This window comes from Polaromonas sp. SP1 (assembly GCF_003711205.1).
GTDB lineage: Bacteria > Pseudomonadota > Gammaproteobacteria > Burkholderiales > Burkholderiaceae_C > Polaromonas.
The window spans coordinates 801,819-818,198 of sequence record NZ_CP031013.1; the positions used below are offsets into that span (position 1 = coordinate 801,819).

The following is a 16,380-nucleotide window of genomic DNA, read 5'->3' on the forward strand; positions in this document are numbered from 1 at the left end:
CCGCCGCCGCAATACCTCAAGAGGCTGATGATGAAGACAAACACCTTGCACGGCGGAACCCGGCTGCTGGCGCCCGGCCAGGCGCTGCGCCTGCCCCGCGCGGGCGGCGAACTGACGGTGCTGCGCGGCCGGCTCTGGCTGACGCGCAACCACGACCTGGGCGACCACTTCATCGAAGCGGGGCAACGCGTGTGGCTGGACGCCGGCGAGAACGCAGTGGTTGAATCAGCAGGAAGGCAAAAGCAGCAAGGCGCCAGCCTGCACTGGGAGCCCTGCCGGCAAGGGGTTTTCAGCGCCCTGCTCGCCGGGCCGCTGAACGGCACGGCCTTCCTTGCGCTGCTGGCGGCCCGCGCTTTCATGGCGCTGGGACGCAGCGCCGCAGCGGGCGCCATCCGGGCGCGCGGCCGCCGCGAGACCAGCGACTGCCATGCGGTGTTCATCGCGCTGGAGCGTGGCGGTGCAGCGCAGCCTGCGGCCTTCAAAGGCCAGCGCCCCTAAAGAAAAAAGGCCCAAGGCGTCAACGCCTGGGGCCTCTTGTTTGCAACGCCGAAGCGGCGGATCAGAACGGAATATCGTCGTCCATGTCGTCGAAACCGCTGGCAGCCTTGGAGGCCGCTGGCGCCTGCCGGGGTGCGGCTGCGGCAGGTGCGCGTGCCGGTGCGGACTGGCGCGGGGCTTCGTAGCCGCCGCCGTCGTCACCGCCGGGGCCGCCCATGCCCTGGCGGCTGCCCAGCATCTGCATCTGGTCGGCGCGGATTTCAGTGGTGAATTTTTCGATGCCGTCCTTGTCGGTCCACTTGCGCGTGCGCAGGCTGCCTTCAACGTACACCTGCGAGCCCTTGCGCAGGTACTGGCCGACGATCTCGGCCAGGCGACCGTTGAACACCACGCGGTGCCATTCGGTGGCTTCTTTCATTTCGCCGCTTTGTTTGTCTTTCCATTTGTCGGTGGTGGCAATGGTGACGTTGGCGACCTGGTCGCCGCTCGGGAAAGTGCGCATTTCGGGGTCGCGGCCGAGATTGCCGACGACGATGACTTTATTGACGGATGCCATGGGGTGTTCTCCTGATCTAACCTGGATCGAACTTTAGAGTTTAACTGGGTGGCCCGGTGCGGCATTAGGGTTGTCTGTAACAGACGCAGCCCCATGCCGGCTGGGCGCCTTCATGGGCCAGGCCACCGCGAGCCACAGCAGCATCAGGCCGCCGCAGACTGCAAAAAGCCCCTCGGCGCCGTGCGTCTTGGTGATCCAGCCGCCGACCGCCCCACCGGCAAAAAAGCCCAGCGACTGCAGGGTGTTGTAGACCCCCAGCGCCGCACCGCGCGCATGCGCCGGCGCCACGCGCGATGCAAGACTGGGCTGCGTGGCCTCCAGCACATTGAAGCCGCAGAAAAACAGGAACAGCAAGCCCGCCAGCAAGCCCAGGCCGGGTGTCGCCGAAGCCACCCAGAGCAGGCCCAGCTGCACCAGCCCGATCAGGCCTACCGCGCCCAGGAACACGGCCCGCAGGTAGCCGCGCTTTTCCAGCGGAAACAGCGTCATGCCCATCACCACAAATGAGGCCAGCACCGCCGGCAGGTACACCTGCCAGTGGCTGGCCTTGTCCAGCCCGGCGCCCACCAGCAGGGCCGGAATGGCGACCCACATGGCCAGTTGCACGGCGTGGAGGATAAAAACGCCAAAGTCCAGCCGCAGCAGGGCCGCATCTTTCAGGACTTCGGCCACACTGCCGCGCGGGCGGTTGGCGTGCTCCACCGGCTCGGGCGGCACCCACCAGATCACCACGGCAATGCCACCCAGCGCCAGGGCGCCGGTCAGGGCAAACAGGCCATGCAGGCCGATGAGGCCGCCCAGCAGCGGCGCCACCACCAGCGAGAGCGCAAACATCAAGGCAATGCTGCCACCCACCAGGGCCATGGCCTTGGTGCGCACCTCGTCCCGGGTGGAGTCGGCCAGCAGCGCGGTGACAGCGGCCGAAATGGCGCCCGCGCCCTGCAGTGAGCGGCCGGCAATCAGCCAGTGAAGGTCGGGCGCCCAGGCCGCCACCAGGCTGCCCAGCGCAAAAACCACCAGGCCGGAAATAATCACGCGTTTTCGGCCCCACCAGTCCGAGGCGATGCCGAACGGAATCTGCAAAAGGCCTTGCGTCAGGCCGTAAATGCCCATGGCCAGCCCAACCCGCGCCGGGTCATCGCCGCCGGGGTATTTGGCCGCCTCCAGCGCAAACACCGGCAGCACCAGGAAAAGGCCCAGCATGCGCAGCGCAAAAATCGACGCCAGCGAGGCGCTGGCGCGCCGCTCGGTAGCGGTCATCGGGAAGGACAAAGGGGCAGTCGGCGCGGTCAAGGGGTAAAAAGCGGCAAAAAGGGCTGAAAAAGAGGGGAAAACGGGCAATCGGCCTGTATGACACGGCAAACCCGGCCGTCCGGACGGTACCCAACCGGCTATTGTGCTTGAAACAGTGCTTCGGTCTATGATGGAGAGTTTTGCGGCTGCCACATCTTGAACTCTCCCGACGACAGCAAATACCTCGCTTCCCAGGCCGCAGAAGGCCGGCATGTGGCTGAGCCTGCAGGCCGTTATCTGGCGCAGGCCCTGGCGGCGCAACGCATCAGCATTCGCGGGGCACGCACGCACAACCTCAAGAACATTGACCTGGACATCCCGCGCAACCAGCTGGTGGTCATCACCGGGCTGAGCGGGTCGGGCAAGTCAAGCCTGGCCTTCGACACGCTGTACGCCGAAGGCCAGCGCCGCTACGTCGAAAGCCTCTCCACCTACGCCCGCCAGTTTTTGCAGCTGATGGACAAGCCCGACGTTGACATGATCGAGGGCCTGTCGCCCGCGATCTCCATCGAGCAAAAGGCGACCTCGCACAACCCGCGCTCCACCGTCGGCACGGTGACCGAGATCCACGACTACCTGCGCCTCTTGTTTGCCCGCGCCGGCACGCCGTTTTGCCCGATTCACGACTTGCCGCTGCAGGCGCAAAGCGTCAGCGAGATGGTCGACACCGTGCTGGCCCTGCCCGAAGACACCAAGCTGATGATCCTGGCGCCGGTGGCGCGCGACCGCAAGGGCGAGTTTGTGGACGTGTTTGCCGAGATGCAGTCGCAAGGTTATGTGCGCTTTCGCGTCGACGGCACGGCGTATGAGTACGACGACCTGCCCAAGCTCAAGAAAACCGAGAAGCACAACATCGACGTGGTGATTGACCGCATCAAGGTGCGCGCCGACATGCAGCAGCGCCTGGCCGAAAGCTTTGAAGCCGCGCTGCGCCTGGCCGACGGCAAGGCGATTGCGCTGGAAATGGACACGGACAAAGAGCATCTCTTCAGCGCCAGGTTTTCCTGCCCGGTATGCGACTACTCACTCAGCGAGATGGAGCCGCGGCTCTTCTCGTTCAACTCGCCCGTCGGCGCCTGCCCGACCTGCGACGGCCTGGGCCACATGGAGTTTTTCGACCCGGCGCGCGTGGTGGCATTCCCCTCATTGAGCCTGGCCAGCGGCGCCGTCAAGGGGTGGGACCGCCGCAACGGCTATTACTTCTCGATGCTCGAGAGCCTGGCCAAGCATTACAAGTTCGACATCGACACGGCCTTTGAAGACCTGCCCGAGAACGTGCAGCAAGTGGTGCTGCACGGTTCGGGCGAGGAAGAAATCAAGTTCAGCTATGTGATGGACTCGGGCAACTTCGCCGGCAAGAAGATCACCAAGAAGCATCCCTTCGAAGGCGTGATCACCAACTTCGAGCGCCGCTACCGCGACACCGACTCCGCTGCCGTGCGCGAGGAACTCGCCCGCTACCGCAGCGTGCAGCCCTGCCCCGATTGCGAAGGCACGCGCCTGCGCACCGAAGCGCGCCACGTGTACCTGGTGGGCGCGCCGGAAGACGGCAGCGATCCCCTGGCGCGCAGCCACCGCAAGGCGATTTATGAAATCAGCCACGCCACGCTGCGCGAAAGCTTCGACTATTTCAACGCGCTGAAGATGCAGGGCGCCAAGGCCGAGATTGCCGCCAAGGTGGTGCGCGAGATCGGCCTGCGCCTGAAATTCCTCAACGACGTCGGCCTCAATTACCTGAGCCTGGACCGCAGCGCCGAGACACTCTCGGGCGGCGAGTCGCAGCGCATCCGCCTGGCCTCGCAAATCGGCTCGGGCCTGACGGGCGTGATGTATGTGCTCGACGAGCCCAGCATCGGCCTGCACCAGCGCGACAACGACCGCCTGATCGGTACCCTCAAACATTTGCGCGACATCGGCAACAGCGTGCTGGTGGTCGAGCATGACGAAGACATGATCCGCGCCGCCGACCACGTGATCGACATGGGCCCGGGCGCCGGCATCCACGGCGGGCGCGTGATGGCGCAGGGCACGTTTGAAGAAGTGCGGGACAACCCCGCCTCGCTGACCGGCCAGTACCTGGCCCAGACGCTGAAGATCGCCGTGCCCCAACGCCGCACGCCCTGGCTGCCGACGGTCAAAGCGGTGGAAGCGGCCGAGAAGAAAAAAGTCTCGCGCTTTCCGCAAAGCCCGGCCGCCGAGCGCCGCGCCGCACGCGAAGCCGTGCACCAGGCCACGCTGGGCGACATGCAGGCGCTGCGCGTCATCAACGCCACCGGCCACAACCTCAAGGGCGTGAGTGTCGAATTCCCGGTGGGCCTGCTCACCTGCGTGACCGGCGTCTCCGGCTCCGGCAAGTCCACGCTGGTCAACGACACGCTGTACGCCGCAGTGGCGCGCACGCTGTACCGCGCGCATGAAGAGCCCGCGGCCCACGAAGCGATTGAAGGCATCGAGCATTTCGACAAGGTCATCAACGTCGACCAGTCGCCCATCGGCCGCACGCCGCGCAGCAACCCGGCCACCTACACCGGCCTCTTCACGCCGATTCGCGAGCTGATGGCCGAGATGAACACCGCGCGCGAACGCGGCTACGGCGCCGGGCGCTTCAGCTTTAACGTGGCCGGCGGCCGCTGCGAAGCCTGCCAGGGCGACGGCGTGGTGAAGGTCGAAATGCACTTTTTGCCCGACGTGTATGTGCCCTGCGATGTCTGCAAGGGCATGCGCTACAACCGCGAAACCCTCGAGGTGCAATACAAGGGCAAAAACATCGCGCAGATCCTCGATTTGACCGTCGAGGTGGCCGCCGAGTTCTTCAAGGCCGTGCCCACCATCTCGCGCAAGCTGCACACGCTGCTGGATGTGGGCCTGTCTTACATCAAGCTGGGCCAGGCCGCGACGACGCTGTCGGGCGGCGAGGCGCAACGCGTCAAGCTCGCGCTGGAGCTGAGCAAACGCGACACCGGCCGCACGCTCTACATCCTGGACGAGCCGACCACCGGCCTGCACTTTGCCGACATCGACCTGCTGCTCAAGGTGCTGCACCAGCTGCGCGATGCCGGCAACACGATTGTGGTGATCGAGCACAACCTGGACGTCATCAAGACCGCCGACTGGCTGGTCGACATGGGCCCCGAAGGCGGGGCCGGTGGCGGCACGGTGGTGGGCGTGGGCACACCCGAAGACATCGCCGCCAACCCGGCCAGCCACACCGGCCGCTACCTGGCCCGCCTGCTGTAATTTTTTGTTGTTGATGCGTCAGGGCGCGCGCCGCGCCCGGGCCGCGCCTTTTTGTTTTCCCTTTCTTTCATGGAATCCCGGTTTTGAACAGCTCCACCTTTTTCACCCAGCGCAAAGTCGTTTTCCTGCTGGCCTCGCTGTGCTGCCTGCTCTGGGGCAGCGCCTACCCGGCCATCAAGAACGGCTACGCGCTGTTCCATATCGCCGCCAACGACATTCCGTCCAAGCTGGTGTTTGCCGGCTGGCGTTTTGTATTTGCCGGCCTGGTGCTGCTGGTGTTTGCCGCACTCAGCAAAAAGCCGGTGTTCAAGCTGGACCGCCGCACCTTCGGGCAGGTGACGCTGGTGGGCCTGACGCAGACGAGCCTGCAATACGTGTTCTTCTACATCGGCCTGGCGTATGCCACGGGTGTGAAGAGTTCGATCATGAATGCGACGGGCACTTTTTTCAGCGTGCTGCTGGCGCACTACATCTACAAGAACGACCGGCTCAGTTTTAACAAGGTGCTGGGCTGCGTGGTCGGTTTTGCCGGCGTGATGGTGGTGAACTTCAGCGAAGGTTTGCTGACCTTCGACTTCACGCTGCTGGGCGAGGGCTTTGTGGTGATCGCCGCCTTTGTGCTGTCGGCCGCCAGCATCTACGGAAAGAAGGTGTCGCAGCGCGTGGACTCGGTGGTGCTGACGGGCTGGCAACTGGCGATTGGCGGCCTGGCCTTGTTGCTGATCGGCTTTGCCACTGGCGGCACGCTGACGGGCTTCACGCTGAAGTCGACCTTGCTGATGGTCTACCTGGTGGTGTTGTCGTCGGCAGCGTTTTCACTGTGGACGATTTTGCTGAAATACAACCGGGTGAGCATGATCACGGTGTTCAACTTCATGGTGCCGATTTTCGGGACGCTGCTGTCGGCGGTGTTCCTGGAGGAGAGTTTTCTGGAGTGGAAGAACGGCTTGGCCTTGTTGCTGGTTTGTTATGGGATCTGGTTGGTGACGAAGGAGGAGAAGGTTGCGGGTTGAGGCTCTCTTTGGCCTCTAGCCCAGGTGGTGTCTTGGGTTTTAGCTCCTGAATTGATAGCGGTCACCATTTCCCGTCTCCCTCCGTTCCCCGTCCCCCGTCCCCCGTTCGGGCTGAGCCTGTCGAAGCATTCTCCCCTCCCGTTCGGGCCGAGGTATCGAAGCCTTCTCCCCTCCCGTTCGGGCTGAGGTATCGAAGCCTGGCGGTGCTCCGACGATGTGTTTTTTGCTGAGGCTTCCTGGCCGGGGTTGCCGGCGGCAACTTACTTTTCTTTGCTTCGCCAAAGAAAAGTAAGCAAAAGAAAGGCGACCCTGCTGGCTGCGTCCCTCCGCTTCGCTACGGGCAACCTGCGGTGCTCGATTCAGGTGGGGTCTCGCTAAACTCGCTTCGCTCAAACAACGCGATCCCTGATCCGCCTGAATCTCCGCTCCTCGGCGCATCCAGAAGGGGGTGGAGACAGGAACACCCAACAGCCGAATACCAAAACCGAATACCTGAAGAAACAAGGACTCGCCGTGGCGAGTCCTTGTTGTATTTGCATTGGTTATTTGTCTTTGGTCCCCGCTCCCGTTCCCGATTGCCCCTTGTGGATGCGCCGAGGAGCGGAGGACCAGACGGATCAGGGCAAAAACTTGTTTGAGCGAAGCGAGTTGTTTTTGACCCCGGCTGGGCCGAGCACCGCAGGTTGCCCGTAGCGAAGCGAAGGGACGCAGGAACCAGGGTCGCCTTTTCTTTGGTGACTTTCTTTTGGCGAAGCAAAAGAAAGTTACTTGCTGCCGGGCAACCCCCGGCCAGGAAGCCTCAGCAAAAAACACATCGTCGGAGCACCGCCAGGCTTCGATACCTCGGCCCGAACGGGAGGGGAGAATGCTTCGACAGGCTCAGCCCGAACGGGTGCGGGGTGCGGGGTGCGGGGTGCGGGTACGGGTACGGGTACGGGTACGGGTACGGGTACGGGATGCGGTGTGCGGTGTACGGTGTGCGATGAACGCTATCAATTCAGGAGCTAAAACCCAAGACAACACCTGGGCTAGAGGCCAAAAACACCTACAACTCCAGGCAAGACCTCAAAACCCGTACAACCCCGCCGGGTTGTCGACAAGAATCTTGCGCCGCACCGCATCCGACGACACCCACGAAAACAGCAAATCGTACAAATCCACTTCCGACGGTGGCGGGTTGCGGCCCGGATGCGGCCAGTTGCTCGCCCAGAGGCAGCGTTCGGGAAATTTCTCCGCCAGGGTGCGGGCGATCAGGCTCACGTCGTCGTACCCGGGCGCACCGACCTTGGAGGTCTCATACGGCGCCGACAACTTGATCCACACATTGCCCGTGTCCAGCACCCGCAGCAGCGACTGGAACGAAGGATGGTCGGGTTTGACGGGTTCGAGGAACTTGCCGTTGTGGTCGATCACCAGCTTGCAGGGCAGGCGCTTGAGCACCTCTTCATGCTCGGGGAAATTGCGGCCATCGAGCTGCAGGTTGATCATCCAGTCCATCACCGCCAGGCGCGCGGCCATGGGCTCAAGCGACTCCCAGCCCAGCACCGGGTTGATCATCATGTAGCGCACGCCGCAGATGCCGCCGTCGTCCAGCCGCTTGAGTTCGGCGTCCGGCACATCCGGCTGCACCAGCGCGATGCCGCGGCCGGCCTCGCCCAGTTGCGCCACCGCATCCAGCGTGCAGCTGTTGTCAAAACCATAGGCCGAAGGCTGCACGATGACGGCGCGGCTCAGGCCCAGGGCCTTTTGCACTTCGCGGTACGTCGACACCGGCAAATGGGGCGGCACCCAGGCGACGTTGGGCACCATGGGGTATTTGTCTTCGTAGATGTGGACGTGGCAGTCGCACGCGCCGGCGTAGGTCGTGTTCTGGGTGGCTTGCATAAAAGCTTTCGCGAAAAGAAAGAATAAAGGAGGGCGGGTTCAGGCAGCCTGAGGGGCGCGCGTGGCCTGCCGCCAGCGCGTGGCCTGCTGCGCATTGACAGCGCCCTTGGGCGCGCGGCCCTGCATCAGCTCGGCCACCTGCGCCACGGTTTCCATGGCCTGGTGTTCCACCGCCGGCGGGGTGAGGCCGCCGATGTGCGGGGAAGCGACCACGCGCGGATGTGCGGCCACGCGGGGCGACGGCATCTGGTCGGGCGCGCGGCCCACGTCGACGGCGCAGCCGGCGATCACGCCGGCGTCCAGCGCGGCAATCAACGCGTCTTCATCGACCAGGTTGCCGCGCGAGGCGTTGATGAAAAACGCGCGGGGCTTCATCGCGGCAAAGGTGGTCGCGTTCATCAGGTTCTCGGTGGCCTCGGTCGCGGCGGCCAGGCAGACCACGTAGTCGGACTGCTGCAGCAGCGGCAGCAGCTCGACCTGCTCCAGTTCCTTGCGGCCGGTGGGCGTGTAGGGGTCGTGCACCACGATGCGCATGCCGAACGCCAGCGCCACGTCGCACAAATACTGGCTGATCTGGCCATAGCCGATCACGCCCAGCGTGGCGCCGCGCAGCTCTCGGCCCATGGTGGCGGTCACGGGCTGGCCTGCGTGGTACAGCGCCGTGGTTGCGCTGATGTGGCGGCTCAGGTCGATCATCACGCCGATGATCCATTCGCTCACCGACGGGATAAAGCCCGCGCTGGCCTGCGTGACCAGCACGCCGTGGCGGCTGGCGGCCGGCACGTCGATGTTGCGGATGTCGATGGCGCAGCGCACAAAGGCCAGCAGGCGCGGCAGCGCGGCAAAAAGCGCCTCGTCACCCACCGTCTGGCGGTAGGAAATGATCACGTCGCAATCGCCGGCCAGCGCCGCCAGCTCGGCGGACGAGAGATCGGTGTCGCCGCCGTTAAAGCGCACGTCGGCAATCGCTTTGAGCGCAGCGATGGCGCGGTCGCCGAAGTAATGCGCGAGTTTGTCTTTGGGGTGGCTGACGAAAACCGTTGTCATTCAAAAACCTTGTTCAATATAAAAAGTCAGCGCTTGCCGGGCGTGTATTTCGCGACCGAATCACGCGCCATCAGCGTGGGCTGGAAGATGAACTCCTGCGTGGCGATGGCCGGGTCGGCCAGCCGGCTCATCACGCGCTCGACCATTACCTGCGCCATCTCGGGCACCGGCAGGCGCACGCTGGTCATGGCCGGGTGCATCAGCGTGGAAAGAAACACGTTGTCGATGCCGATCACCGACACATCTTCGGGCACGGCCAAACCGGCATCGCGAAAGCCCGCCATCAGGCCGAAGGCCATCAGGTCGTTGACGCCGATCACGCCGGTGGGCCGGTCAGCCAGCTGGGCCAGCAAACCTGCCTGCGCGCGGCCCACTTCGCTCATCATCGAGTCGCCGTATTCGTCGACCGGCGTGCCTTCGACCACGCGGGCGGTCGCCTCCAGCCCTGCGGCTTTGGCGGCGGCCGTGAAGCCGGCGATTTTTTCATTACGGCTCATGGTGCGGCCGGCCGGCGTGACAAACGCCAGGCGCCGGTGGCCCATGTCGATCAGGTGCTGCGTCGCAATGCGGGCGGACTCAAAACTGTCGACCGTCACGTGATCGATGATGGAGGTCATGCCCGGCGTGGCGCGCCGGTCGTAGCTCACCATCACCAGGCCGCGCTCGGCGGCGGCCTCCACGTGCTGCTCGTCGATCAATGAGGAAATGATGATCACGCCGCGCACACCGTGGGCCAGCAGGTCGTCGAAGAAGCGCAGCTCCTTGTCCTTGTCGCGGTAGGTGTTGCCGATCATGATGCGAAAGCCGTAGCGCTCCTGCGCCAGGGTTTCGATCTCGCGCGCGATAAAACCGTACATCGGGTTGGCCATGGACGGCACCAGCAAACCGATCAGCGGCGTGTAGCCGGTCTTGAGCTGGCGCGCCGTGGAGTTGGGCCGGTACTTCAGCTCGGCAATCGCGGCCTCCACCCGTGCCAGCGTCTCGGCGGCCATGCGGTTGGCACGGCCGTTGAGCACGTTGGACACGGTGCTGGTGGACACACCCGCCAGGGCGGCGACATCTCGGATCTTGCTCACGTTTTTTTCCCTGTCTTTTTATGCGTCTGCCGGTTGTGGCGCGTGAAAATGTGAAGAAATCGTAGCGAGCAACCCCGAGGCCGGTAGGAGGACCGGAGCCGTACATGCGTACGGTGAGGACCGCAGTGCCGGGATTGGGGTGCGCAGTAGATTTATTCGCATTTTCACAGGCCCATGCGGGTCGGCAGCCATAGCGAGAACTGCGGCACCAGCACCAGGATGATCAGCGTGACGAACAGCACCGCCAGGTATTTCATCATGGGCCGCCAGACATTTTTGAGCTCGGTGCCCGTGATGGCACAGGTGGCAAAGAGCCCCAATCCTATCGGCGGCGCGAAGAGCCCCAGGCCCATCGCAATCACCATGACCGTCCCGAAATGTAAGGGATTGACGCCGAGCTGCGAGGCAATCGGGGTCAGCAACGGGCCGAAGATGATAAGCGCGGGCGCGCCTTCCAGCACCGCACCGAAGATGATCATGATGAGCACCGACAGCAGTACGAACATGGTGCTGCCGTACGAGGCCGCAAACCCGATCATGAAGGTCGACAGGTATTGCGGGATCTGCTGGATGGTCAGCGCAAACGACACGCTGGAGGCCGCCGCCACGATAAAGAGGATGCCGCCGGCCATGGAGGCGGATCGCACAAAGAGCTGCGCCACCGACTTGACGGTCAACTCGCGAAACGCCATCCACCCCACCACCAGTGCGTACACCACCGCAAAGGCCGACACCTCGGTGGAGGTTGCCACGCCGGAGGTCACGCCCTTGCCGATCATCGCGACCATGACCAGCGCCACCATCGCGCCGCCCAGCAGGCGGAACATCGGCGTGCGCACGTCAAAGGCTTCGTCGGGGTTGATGCGCGTGCCGACGTACACCGTCACTGCCGCGAGCGACAGCGCCAGCACGGCTGCCGGCACCAGCCCGGCCATGAAGAGGCCGGCGATCGAGATGTTGGCCACGAAGCCCATGATGATCATGTTGATGCAGGGCGGAATGGTCTCGGCCATCACGGCCGTGCAGGCCAGCAGGCCGGCGGTTTCATTCGGGTCCTGCTTGGTCTTGCGCACGGCCGGCATGATGATGCCGCCCACGGCCGCGATGTCGGCCAGCTTGGAGCCCGACACACCCGAGAAAAACGCGGTGGCGGTGATGGTGATCAGCCCCAGCCCGCCGCGCACGCGGCCGAACATGCGCAGCAGCAGCTCGATCAGGCGCGACGACATGCCGTTGGCTTCCATCAGCAAACCGGCCAGCACAAAGAAGGGGATGGCCAGCAGCACATAGTGGTCGGTGCCGGCCATCACCTGCTGCGAATACACCAGCATGGGCAGGGAAGGGTCGGCCATGAAGAACACCAGCGACGACAGCCCCAGCACAAAGGCAATCGGCACACCCAGCAGCAGGCCGCCGACAAAACCGATGGTCAGCAGCATCCAGGGCTTGATGGCCATGCCCGGCATGAGCATGTTCCAGCCCGTCACCGCCACCACCATGGCGATGCCGATGGCCAGCGTGGTCCACACCACGCGCCGCGGGCCGTTCACTGCGTTGGCAATGCCGAACAGCGTCATGAAGAGGCTGCCGATGACGACGGGGAAGGTGTAGATCCATTGCGGCAGGCCGATGGGCGTGGTGCTGGACCACGAATCGATCAGCAGGCCGACGGACGACACGCACAGGCTGGCCGACACGGCCACGATGATCCAGCTGGCGAACTGGATCAGCGCCGGCTGCCAGCGCGCCGGCAGCAAACCGCGGAACAAATCAACGCCCACGTGCTGGCTGCGCGCCAGCACTGTGGCGGCGCCGAAAAACACCAGCACGATCATCAGCGCGCGCGCGATTTCCTCGGCCCAGTCAAAGGGCTCGTGCAGGAAGTAGCGGAACACCACCGAGACAAACACCACCAGCACATCGACAGCCAGCACCACGCCCGCGACGTACTCGGTCATGCGCATCAGCCAGGCCAGCCAGCGGCCGGACGAGTGGTTGACGCTGAAGCCCGGTGCGGACGCCTGCGTCGGGTTGTGCGACAGGGCTTCCGGCAAGGTCTCCCCTACCGCCCCGGGTACGGCCCCGGGCAGGGCCGCCGACATGCTGCCTGCCATGCTCAGCCTCGCGCCGCGTTGATTGCGGTAAAGAGCGGCGCGGTCTCAGGGTATTGCCTGGCAAAGCCGGCCCAGAGTTTGGCTTCCATTTCCTTGCGGACCTGGTCGCGCTCGTTCTTGGCCATGGGCGTGAAGGTGATGCCGAGTTTTTTCAGGTCTTCGATGCCCTGCAGGCCTTTTTGCGTGCCCGTCGTGCGCAACTGCACGGTGGAGTCCTGCGCGGCTTTCAGGAAGGCAGGCTTGAGGTCGGCCGGGATCTTGTCCATGCCGCGCTTGCCCATGATGCAGACCATGGGGCTGAAGAGGTGCTCGGTCATCCAGCAGTGCTTGACGACTTCGTTGAGCTTGCTGGCCAGCACCGTGCCGGAGTCATGCTCAAAGCCGTCGACCACGCCGGTCTGCGCCGCCATATAGAGTTCGCCGAAAGAAATCGGCGTGGGGATCGCGCCCATGATCTTGAAGGTTTCGATAAACGCCGGCGTGGGCAACACGCGCAGCTTGACGTTCTTGATGTCGGCCAGCGACTTGACCGGCTGCTTGGTGTAGACATTGCGGGCGCCGTAGTGCGCGCTCCAGGTGATGACCTGGCAGCCCGTGCCCTTTTGCAGCATCTCGTTGAGCTTGGCTCCCACGCCGCTGTCCAGCGCCTTGGCCACGTGCTCATAGCTGTCGAACAAATAGCCCAGGTCCAGCATGCCGAGTTGCGGCGTCACCGTGGCCCAGATGGAGGAGCCCGTCAGCATCATGTCGATGGAGCCGACCTTGACCTGCTGGACCACGTCGCTTTCCTTGCCGAGCTGGTTGTTGGGGAAGTAGTCGATGCGGATCTTGTCGCCCACGGCCTTCTTGAGGTTGGCTTCCATCAGCTGCTGCCAGGCGAAGTGCGAGGAGTTGAGGTCGGGCAAATGCGCCGACGACAGGCGCAGCGTGACGGTGGACTGGGCATTGGCCAGCCCAGAAAAACCCGTCGCCATGGCAACCGAGGCGGCGGACGTTGTCTGGACAAAGCGGCGGCGTGAAAGTGAAGTCATTTTTTGTCTCCTGATGGTGTTTTAGGGTGCGCTCTGGAATCTCGGGGTTCTTTGTAGAACGATTTACTGTATCGTTACACCAAAATACCGGTCAAGCCCCGAAACAGCCGTTTTGATAGGTGTTTTCCACCGTAAACAGCGGTTTTCCTACGAGAAAATCCGCTTTTGAACCGGCAGGGCGCGTCCGCAAGCAGCCGTTCCGCGCTTATCCTTCAGGGGCTCAGCTTCAACCCCTCAACTGTCCCTCGGATCTCCCCATGTCCTCCATCACCCTCCGCTTCCTGGCCGAACCCAGCACCGTCAACTTTGGCGGCAAAGTACACGGCGGCACCGTCATGAAATGGATTGACGAGGCCGGTTACGCCTGCGCCACCAGCTGGGCCAAGCGCTACTGCGTCACTGTGTCGGTGGGCAGCATCCGTTTTCAGCGCCCCATCATGATCGGCGACCTGGTCGAAGTCGAAGCCCGCCTGGCCTACACCGGCAAGACCAGCCTGAACATCTCGGTCGAAGTGCGCGCCGGCGACATGAAGCTCGGCCAGATGCAGGTGATCACCGAATGCCTGGTGGTGTTTGTCGCGGTCGATCTGGATGGCAAGGCGCTGCCCGCCGAACAATGGCGGCCCGAAACGCCCGGCGACATTGCCCTGGCCCAGCGGGTGAAAGCGCACCTGGACGCTGCGCGCGCGATGCAGCCGGGCTGATCAGGCCGTCGATGCAAGCTAATTCCCTGACAGGCCGCGATCTGGCGGCCGCCCTCACCGTGGTCGTGCTGTGGGGCGTGAATTTTGTGGTGATGAAATTCGCCCTGCGCGACTTCACGCCCTTCCAGCTCGGCACGGCCCGCTATGTGTTTGCCGTATTGCCGCTGGTACTGTTGATCCGCCCGCCGCAAATCGCCTGGAAGTGGATTGTTTTTTACGGCCTGTTCCAGGGCGTTGGCCAGTTCGGCATTTTGTTTCTGGCGCTCAAGGTCGGCATGACGGCCGCGCTGGCTTCGGTGCTGCAACAAACGCAAGTGTTCTGGACGGCGCTCTTTGGTTTTGTGTTGCTGCAAGAGCGCGCCAGCCGGCCGCTGCAGGCCGGCCTGGTGCTCGCGGCGCTGGGCCTGGCGTGTTTTGCGCTCAACTATGTGGGCACTGATGGCGCCGGCGCCACGACGCCGCTGGGCTTTGTGCTGACGCTGTGCGCGGCCGCCATGTGGGCCATGTCCAACATCGTGGCGCGCCGCGTGCAGCAGACGTACAAGGACTATTCGCCGCTGGCCTTTGTGGTGTGGAGCAGCCTGGTGGCGGTGCTGCCGTTTGCCGCGCTGTCGTGGGCGTTTGACCCGGAGGCCGTGCGCTGGCAGTGGGTGGAAGCACGCGCGTCCAGCTGGGCGGCCGTGGCTTACCTGGGCTGGGCGGCCACGATTCTGGGCTACGGCTTGTGGACCAACCTGCTCAAGCGCCACCCGGCCAATCGCGTCGCACCCTTCAGCCTGGGGGTGCCGGTGGTGGGCCTGGCCACCGGCATGCTGGTGCTGGGTGAAGTGATCACGCCCTGGCAGTGGGCCGGCATTGCGCTGGTGGTGGGTGCGCTGGCCTGCGTGATGCTGGGCGGGCTGATCAAGCGGCGCTAGCGCTACCCCCCGAACGGGCAAACCAGGCCGCCAGCAAGTCCAGCGTGTGACGCACTTTCGCCGGCTGCTCGCCGCGCCGCGGCGTCACGGCGTAGAGCGGCATGTCGCTCATGCGCCAGCCGGGCAGCACCGGCAGCAGCCTGCCGTCGGCCAGCGCCTGGCGGTCGTCTTCACTCACCGCCATGCTGATCCCCCAGCCGGCCACACACAGCGCGTGCACCGCCGTCACCTGCGAGGCCTGCACCCGGGGCGCCAGCCGCAAGGTTTCGCGTTCGCCGGCGGGGCCTTCCAGCTCCAGCATCTCTACGCCCGGGCTTTGCGGCCGGCTGGTCAGCCAGTCGTGCTGCAGCAAATCCTGCGGGTGCGCGGGCCAGCCTCGCTCGGCCAGGTAGGCCGGCGACGCGCACAGCAGGCGCGTCATGCTGCCCAGCTTGCGCGCCACCAGCGAGGAGTCGGGCAGCTGCCCGACCCGCAAGGCGATGTCGACGCGCTGCTCGATCAGGTCGATGACGGTGTCGTCCAGCAGCAGGCGCAGGCTGAGTTTGGGATGGCCGCGCAGTGGTGCGAGCGCCGAAGCCAGCAAGCCGCCAAAACCGATGGGCGCGGCCAGGCGCAGCTCGCCCTCGGGCTCATCGCGCAGGCGCACCAGGGCCTGCTCGGCCGAACGCGCGGCCGACACCATGGCGGCGCAACCGGCGTGGTAACGCTCGCCGGCTTCGGTCAGCGTCAGGCGCCGGGTGGAGCGGTGCAGCAGCGCCAGGCCCAGCGCCTGCTCAAGCTGGCGCAAATGCTGGCTCACGGCCGAGGGCGTCATACCCAGCCGGCGCGCCGCCGCGGTGAGCGAGCCGGCCGCCACCACCTCGGCAAAGATGGCCATGCGCTTGAGTTGGTCCATAGATTTGTCGCTCATTGCCCGCCCTATTCATTCGCCTATTGATTAGCTCTACTTCACAGTGTTAGCCAATTTTGCAGTCTATTCAACTTCTTGTGAAGTAATCAAACTAAAGGCT

Annotated in this window: 13 protein-coding genes; 5 read left to right on the forward strand and 8 right to left on the reverse strand. The window is 64.3% G+C overall.

Annotated elements, in window-relative coordinates; genetic code table 11:
- Positions 1 to 30 precede the first annotated feature (30 nt).
- Entirely contained in the window at positions 31 to 498 is a 468-nt protein-coding gene (locus DT070_RS03785) for a DUF2917 domain-containing protein (protein WP_164483710.1), read from the forward strand.
- Positions 499 to 559: 61 nt separating this feature from the next.
- Here DT070_RS03785 and ssb read toward each other — a convergent pair whose 3' ends face one another.
- Positions 560 to 1,054 carry a single-stranded DNA-binding protein gene (gene ssb / locus DT070_RS03790; RefSeq protein ID WP_122954213.1) on the reverse strand — a complete coding sequence of 165 codons (495 nt, stop codon included), beginning with the start codon at positions 1,052 to 1,054 and terminating at the stop codon, positions 560 to 562.
- A gap of 33 nt (positions 1,055 to 1,087) precedes the next feature.
- Positions 1,088 to 2,314: an MFS transporter gene (locus DT070_RS03795; protein WP_122954214.1), complete on the reverse strand. Its 1,227-nt coding sequence runs from the start codon at positions 2,312 to 2,314 to the stop codon at positions 1,088 to 1,090.
- Between the two features lie 189 nt (positions 2,315 to 2,503).
- Between DT070_RS03795 and uvrA the strand changes: the two genes are divergently transcribed.
- Positions 2,504 to 5,584, forward strand: coding sequence for an excinuclease ABC subunit UvrA (uvrA, locus tag DT070_RS03800; RefSeq protein WP_369973916.1), 3,081 nt, complete (start codon positions 2,504 to 2,506; stop codon positions 5,582 to 5,584).
- A gap of 83 nt (positions 5,585 to 5,667) precedes the next feature.
- Positions 5,668 to 6,597, forward strand: a complete 930-nt coding sequence (locus tag DT070_RS03805) for a DMT family transporter (RefSeq protein WP_122954215.1) — start codon at positions 5,668 to 5,670, stop codon at positions 6,595 to 6,597.
- A gap of 1,065 nt (positions 6,598 to 7,662) precedes the next feature.
- Here the strand turns inward: DT070_RS03805 and DT070_RS03815 are convergent.
- From DT070_RS03815 to DT070_RS03835, 5 genes are all read right to left on the reverse strand, one after another.
- On the reverse strand, positions 7,663 to 8,481 hold the full coding sequence (locus DT070_RS03815) for an amidohydrolase (protein WP_122954217.1): 819 nt from the start codon (positions 8,479 to 8,481) through the stop codon (positions 7,663 to 7,665).
- 39 nt (positions 8,482 to 8,520) lie between these two features.
- Positions 8,521 to 9,528: an NAD(P)-dependent oxidoreductase gene (locus DT070_RS03820; RefSeq protein ID WP_122954218.1), complete on the reverse strand. Its 1,008-nt coding sequence runs from the start codon at positions 9,526 to 9,528 to the stop codon at positions 8,521 to 8,523.
- A 26-nt stretch (positions 9,529 to 9,554) separates the two neighbouring features.
- The gene (locus tag DT070_RS03825; RefSeq protein WP_122954219.1) at positions 9,555 to 10,604 is read right to left on the reverse strand and encodes a LacI family DNA-binding transcriptional regulator; all 1,050 of its coding nucleotides are present in this window, start codon (positions 10,602 to 10,604) and stop codon (positions 9,555 to 9,557) included.
- A 164-nt stretch (positions 10,605 to 10,768) separates the two neighbouring features.
- Positions 10,769 to 12,568 (reverse strand): TRAP transporter large permease subunit, encoded by a 1,800-nt coding sequence (locus DT070_RS03830; protein ID WP_228778653.1) that lies wholly within the window; start codon positions 12,566 to 12,568, stop codon positions 10,769 to 10,771.
- Positions 12,569 to 12,720: 152 nt separating this feature from the next.
- Positions 12,721 to 13,749: a TRAP transporter substrate-binding protein gene (locus DT070_RS03835; protein ID WP_122954221.1), complete on the reverse strand. Its 1,029-nt coding sequence runs from the start codon at positions 13,747 to 13,749 to the stop codon at positions 12,721 to 12,723.
- 257 nt (positions 13,750 to 14,006) lie between these two features.
- Here DT070_RS03835 and DT070_RS03840 point away from each other — a divergent pair, with 257 nt between their 5' ends.
- The gene (locus DT070_RS03840) at positions 14,007 to 14,453 is read left to right on the forward strand and encodes an acyl-CoA thioesterase (protein WP_122954222.1); all 447 of its coding nucleotides are present in this window, start codon (positions 14,007 to 14,009) and stop codon (positions 14,451 to 14,453) included.
- Positions 14,454 to 14,464: 11 nt separating this feature from the next.
- A complete protein-coding gene (locus DT070_RS03845; RefSeq protein ID WP_122954223.1) occupies positions 14,465 to 15,370 on the forward strand; it encodes an EamA family transporter in 906 nt (301 codons plus the stop codon).
- On the opposite strand, the gene DT070_RS03850 is transcribed toward DT070_RS03845, so the two are convergent.
- Complete coding sequence (locus tag DT070_RS03850) at positions 15,357 to 16,280, reverse strand: LysR family transcriptional regulator (RefSeq protein ID WP_228778583.1); 924 nt, start codon at positions 16,278 to 16,280, stop codon at positions 15,357 to 15,359. The genes DT070_RS03845 and DT070_RS03850 overlap by 14 nt on opposite strands.
- Positions 16,281 to 16,380 lie beyond the last annotated feature (100 nt).

Coding starts and splice junctions, on each gene's coding strand:
- DT070_RS03785 (WP_164483710.1), top strand. CDS start 31: ATGAAGACAAACACCTTGCACGGCGGAACCCGGCTGCTGGCGCCCGGC.
- ssb (WP_122954213.1), bottom strand. CDS start 1,054: ATGGCATCCGTCAATAAAGTCATCGTCGTCGGCAATCTCGGCCGCGAC.
- DT070_RS03795 (WP_122954214.1), bottom strand. CDS start 2,314: ATGACCGCTACCGAGCGGCGCGCCAGCGCCTCGCTGGCGTCGATTTTT.
- DT070_RS03815 (WP_122954217.1), bottom strand. CDS start 8,481: ATGCAAGCCACCCAGAACACGACCTACGCCGGCGCGTGCGACTGCCAC.
- DT070_RS03820 (WP_122954218.1), bottom strand. CDS start 9,528: ATGACAACGGTTTTCGTCAGCCACCCCAAAGACAAACTCGCGCATTAC.
- DT070_RS03830 (WP_228778653.1), bottom strand. CDS start 12,568: ATGCGCATGACCGAGTACGTCGCGGGCGTGGTGCTGGCTGTCGATGTG.
- DT070_RS03835 (WP_122954221.1), bottom strand. CDS start 13,749: ATGACTTCACTTTCACGCCGCCGCTTTGTCCAGACAACGTCCGCCGCC.
- DT070_RS03840 (WP_122954222.1), top strand. CDS start 14,007: ATGTCCTCCATCACCCTCCGCTTCCTGGCCGAACCCAGCACCGTCAAC.
- DT070_RS03845 (WP_122954223.1), top strand. CDS start 14,465: ATGCAAGCTAATTCCCTGACAGGCCGCGATCTGGCGGCCGCCCTCACC.
- DT070_RS03850 (WP_228778583.1), bottom strand. CDS start 16,280: ATGAGCGACAAATCTATGGACCAACTCAAGCGCATGGCCATCTTTGCC.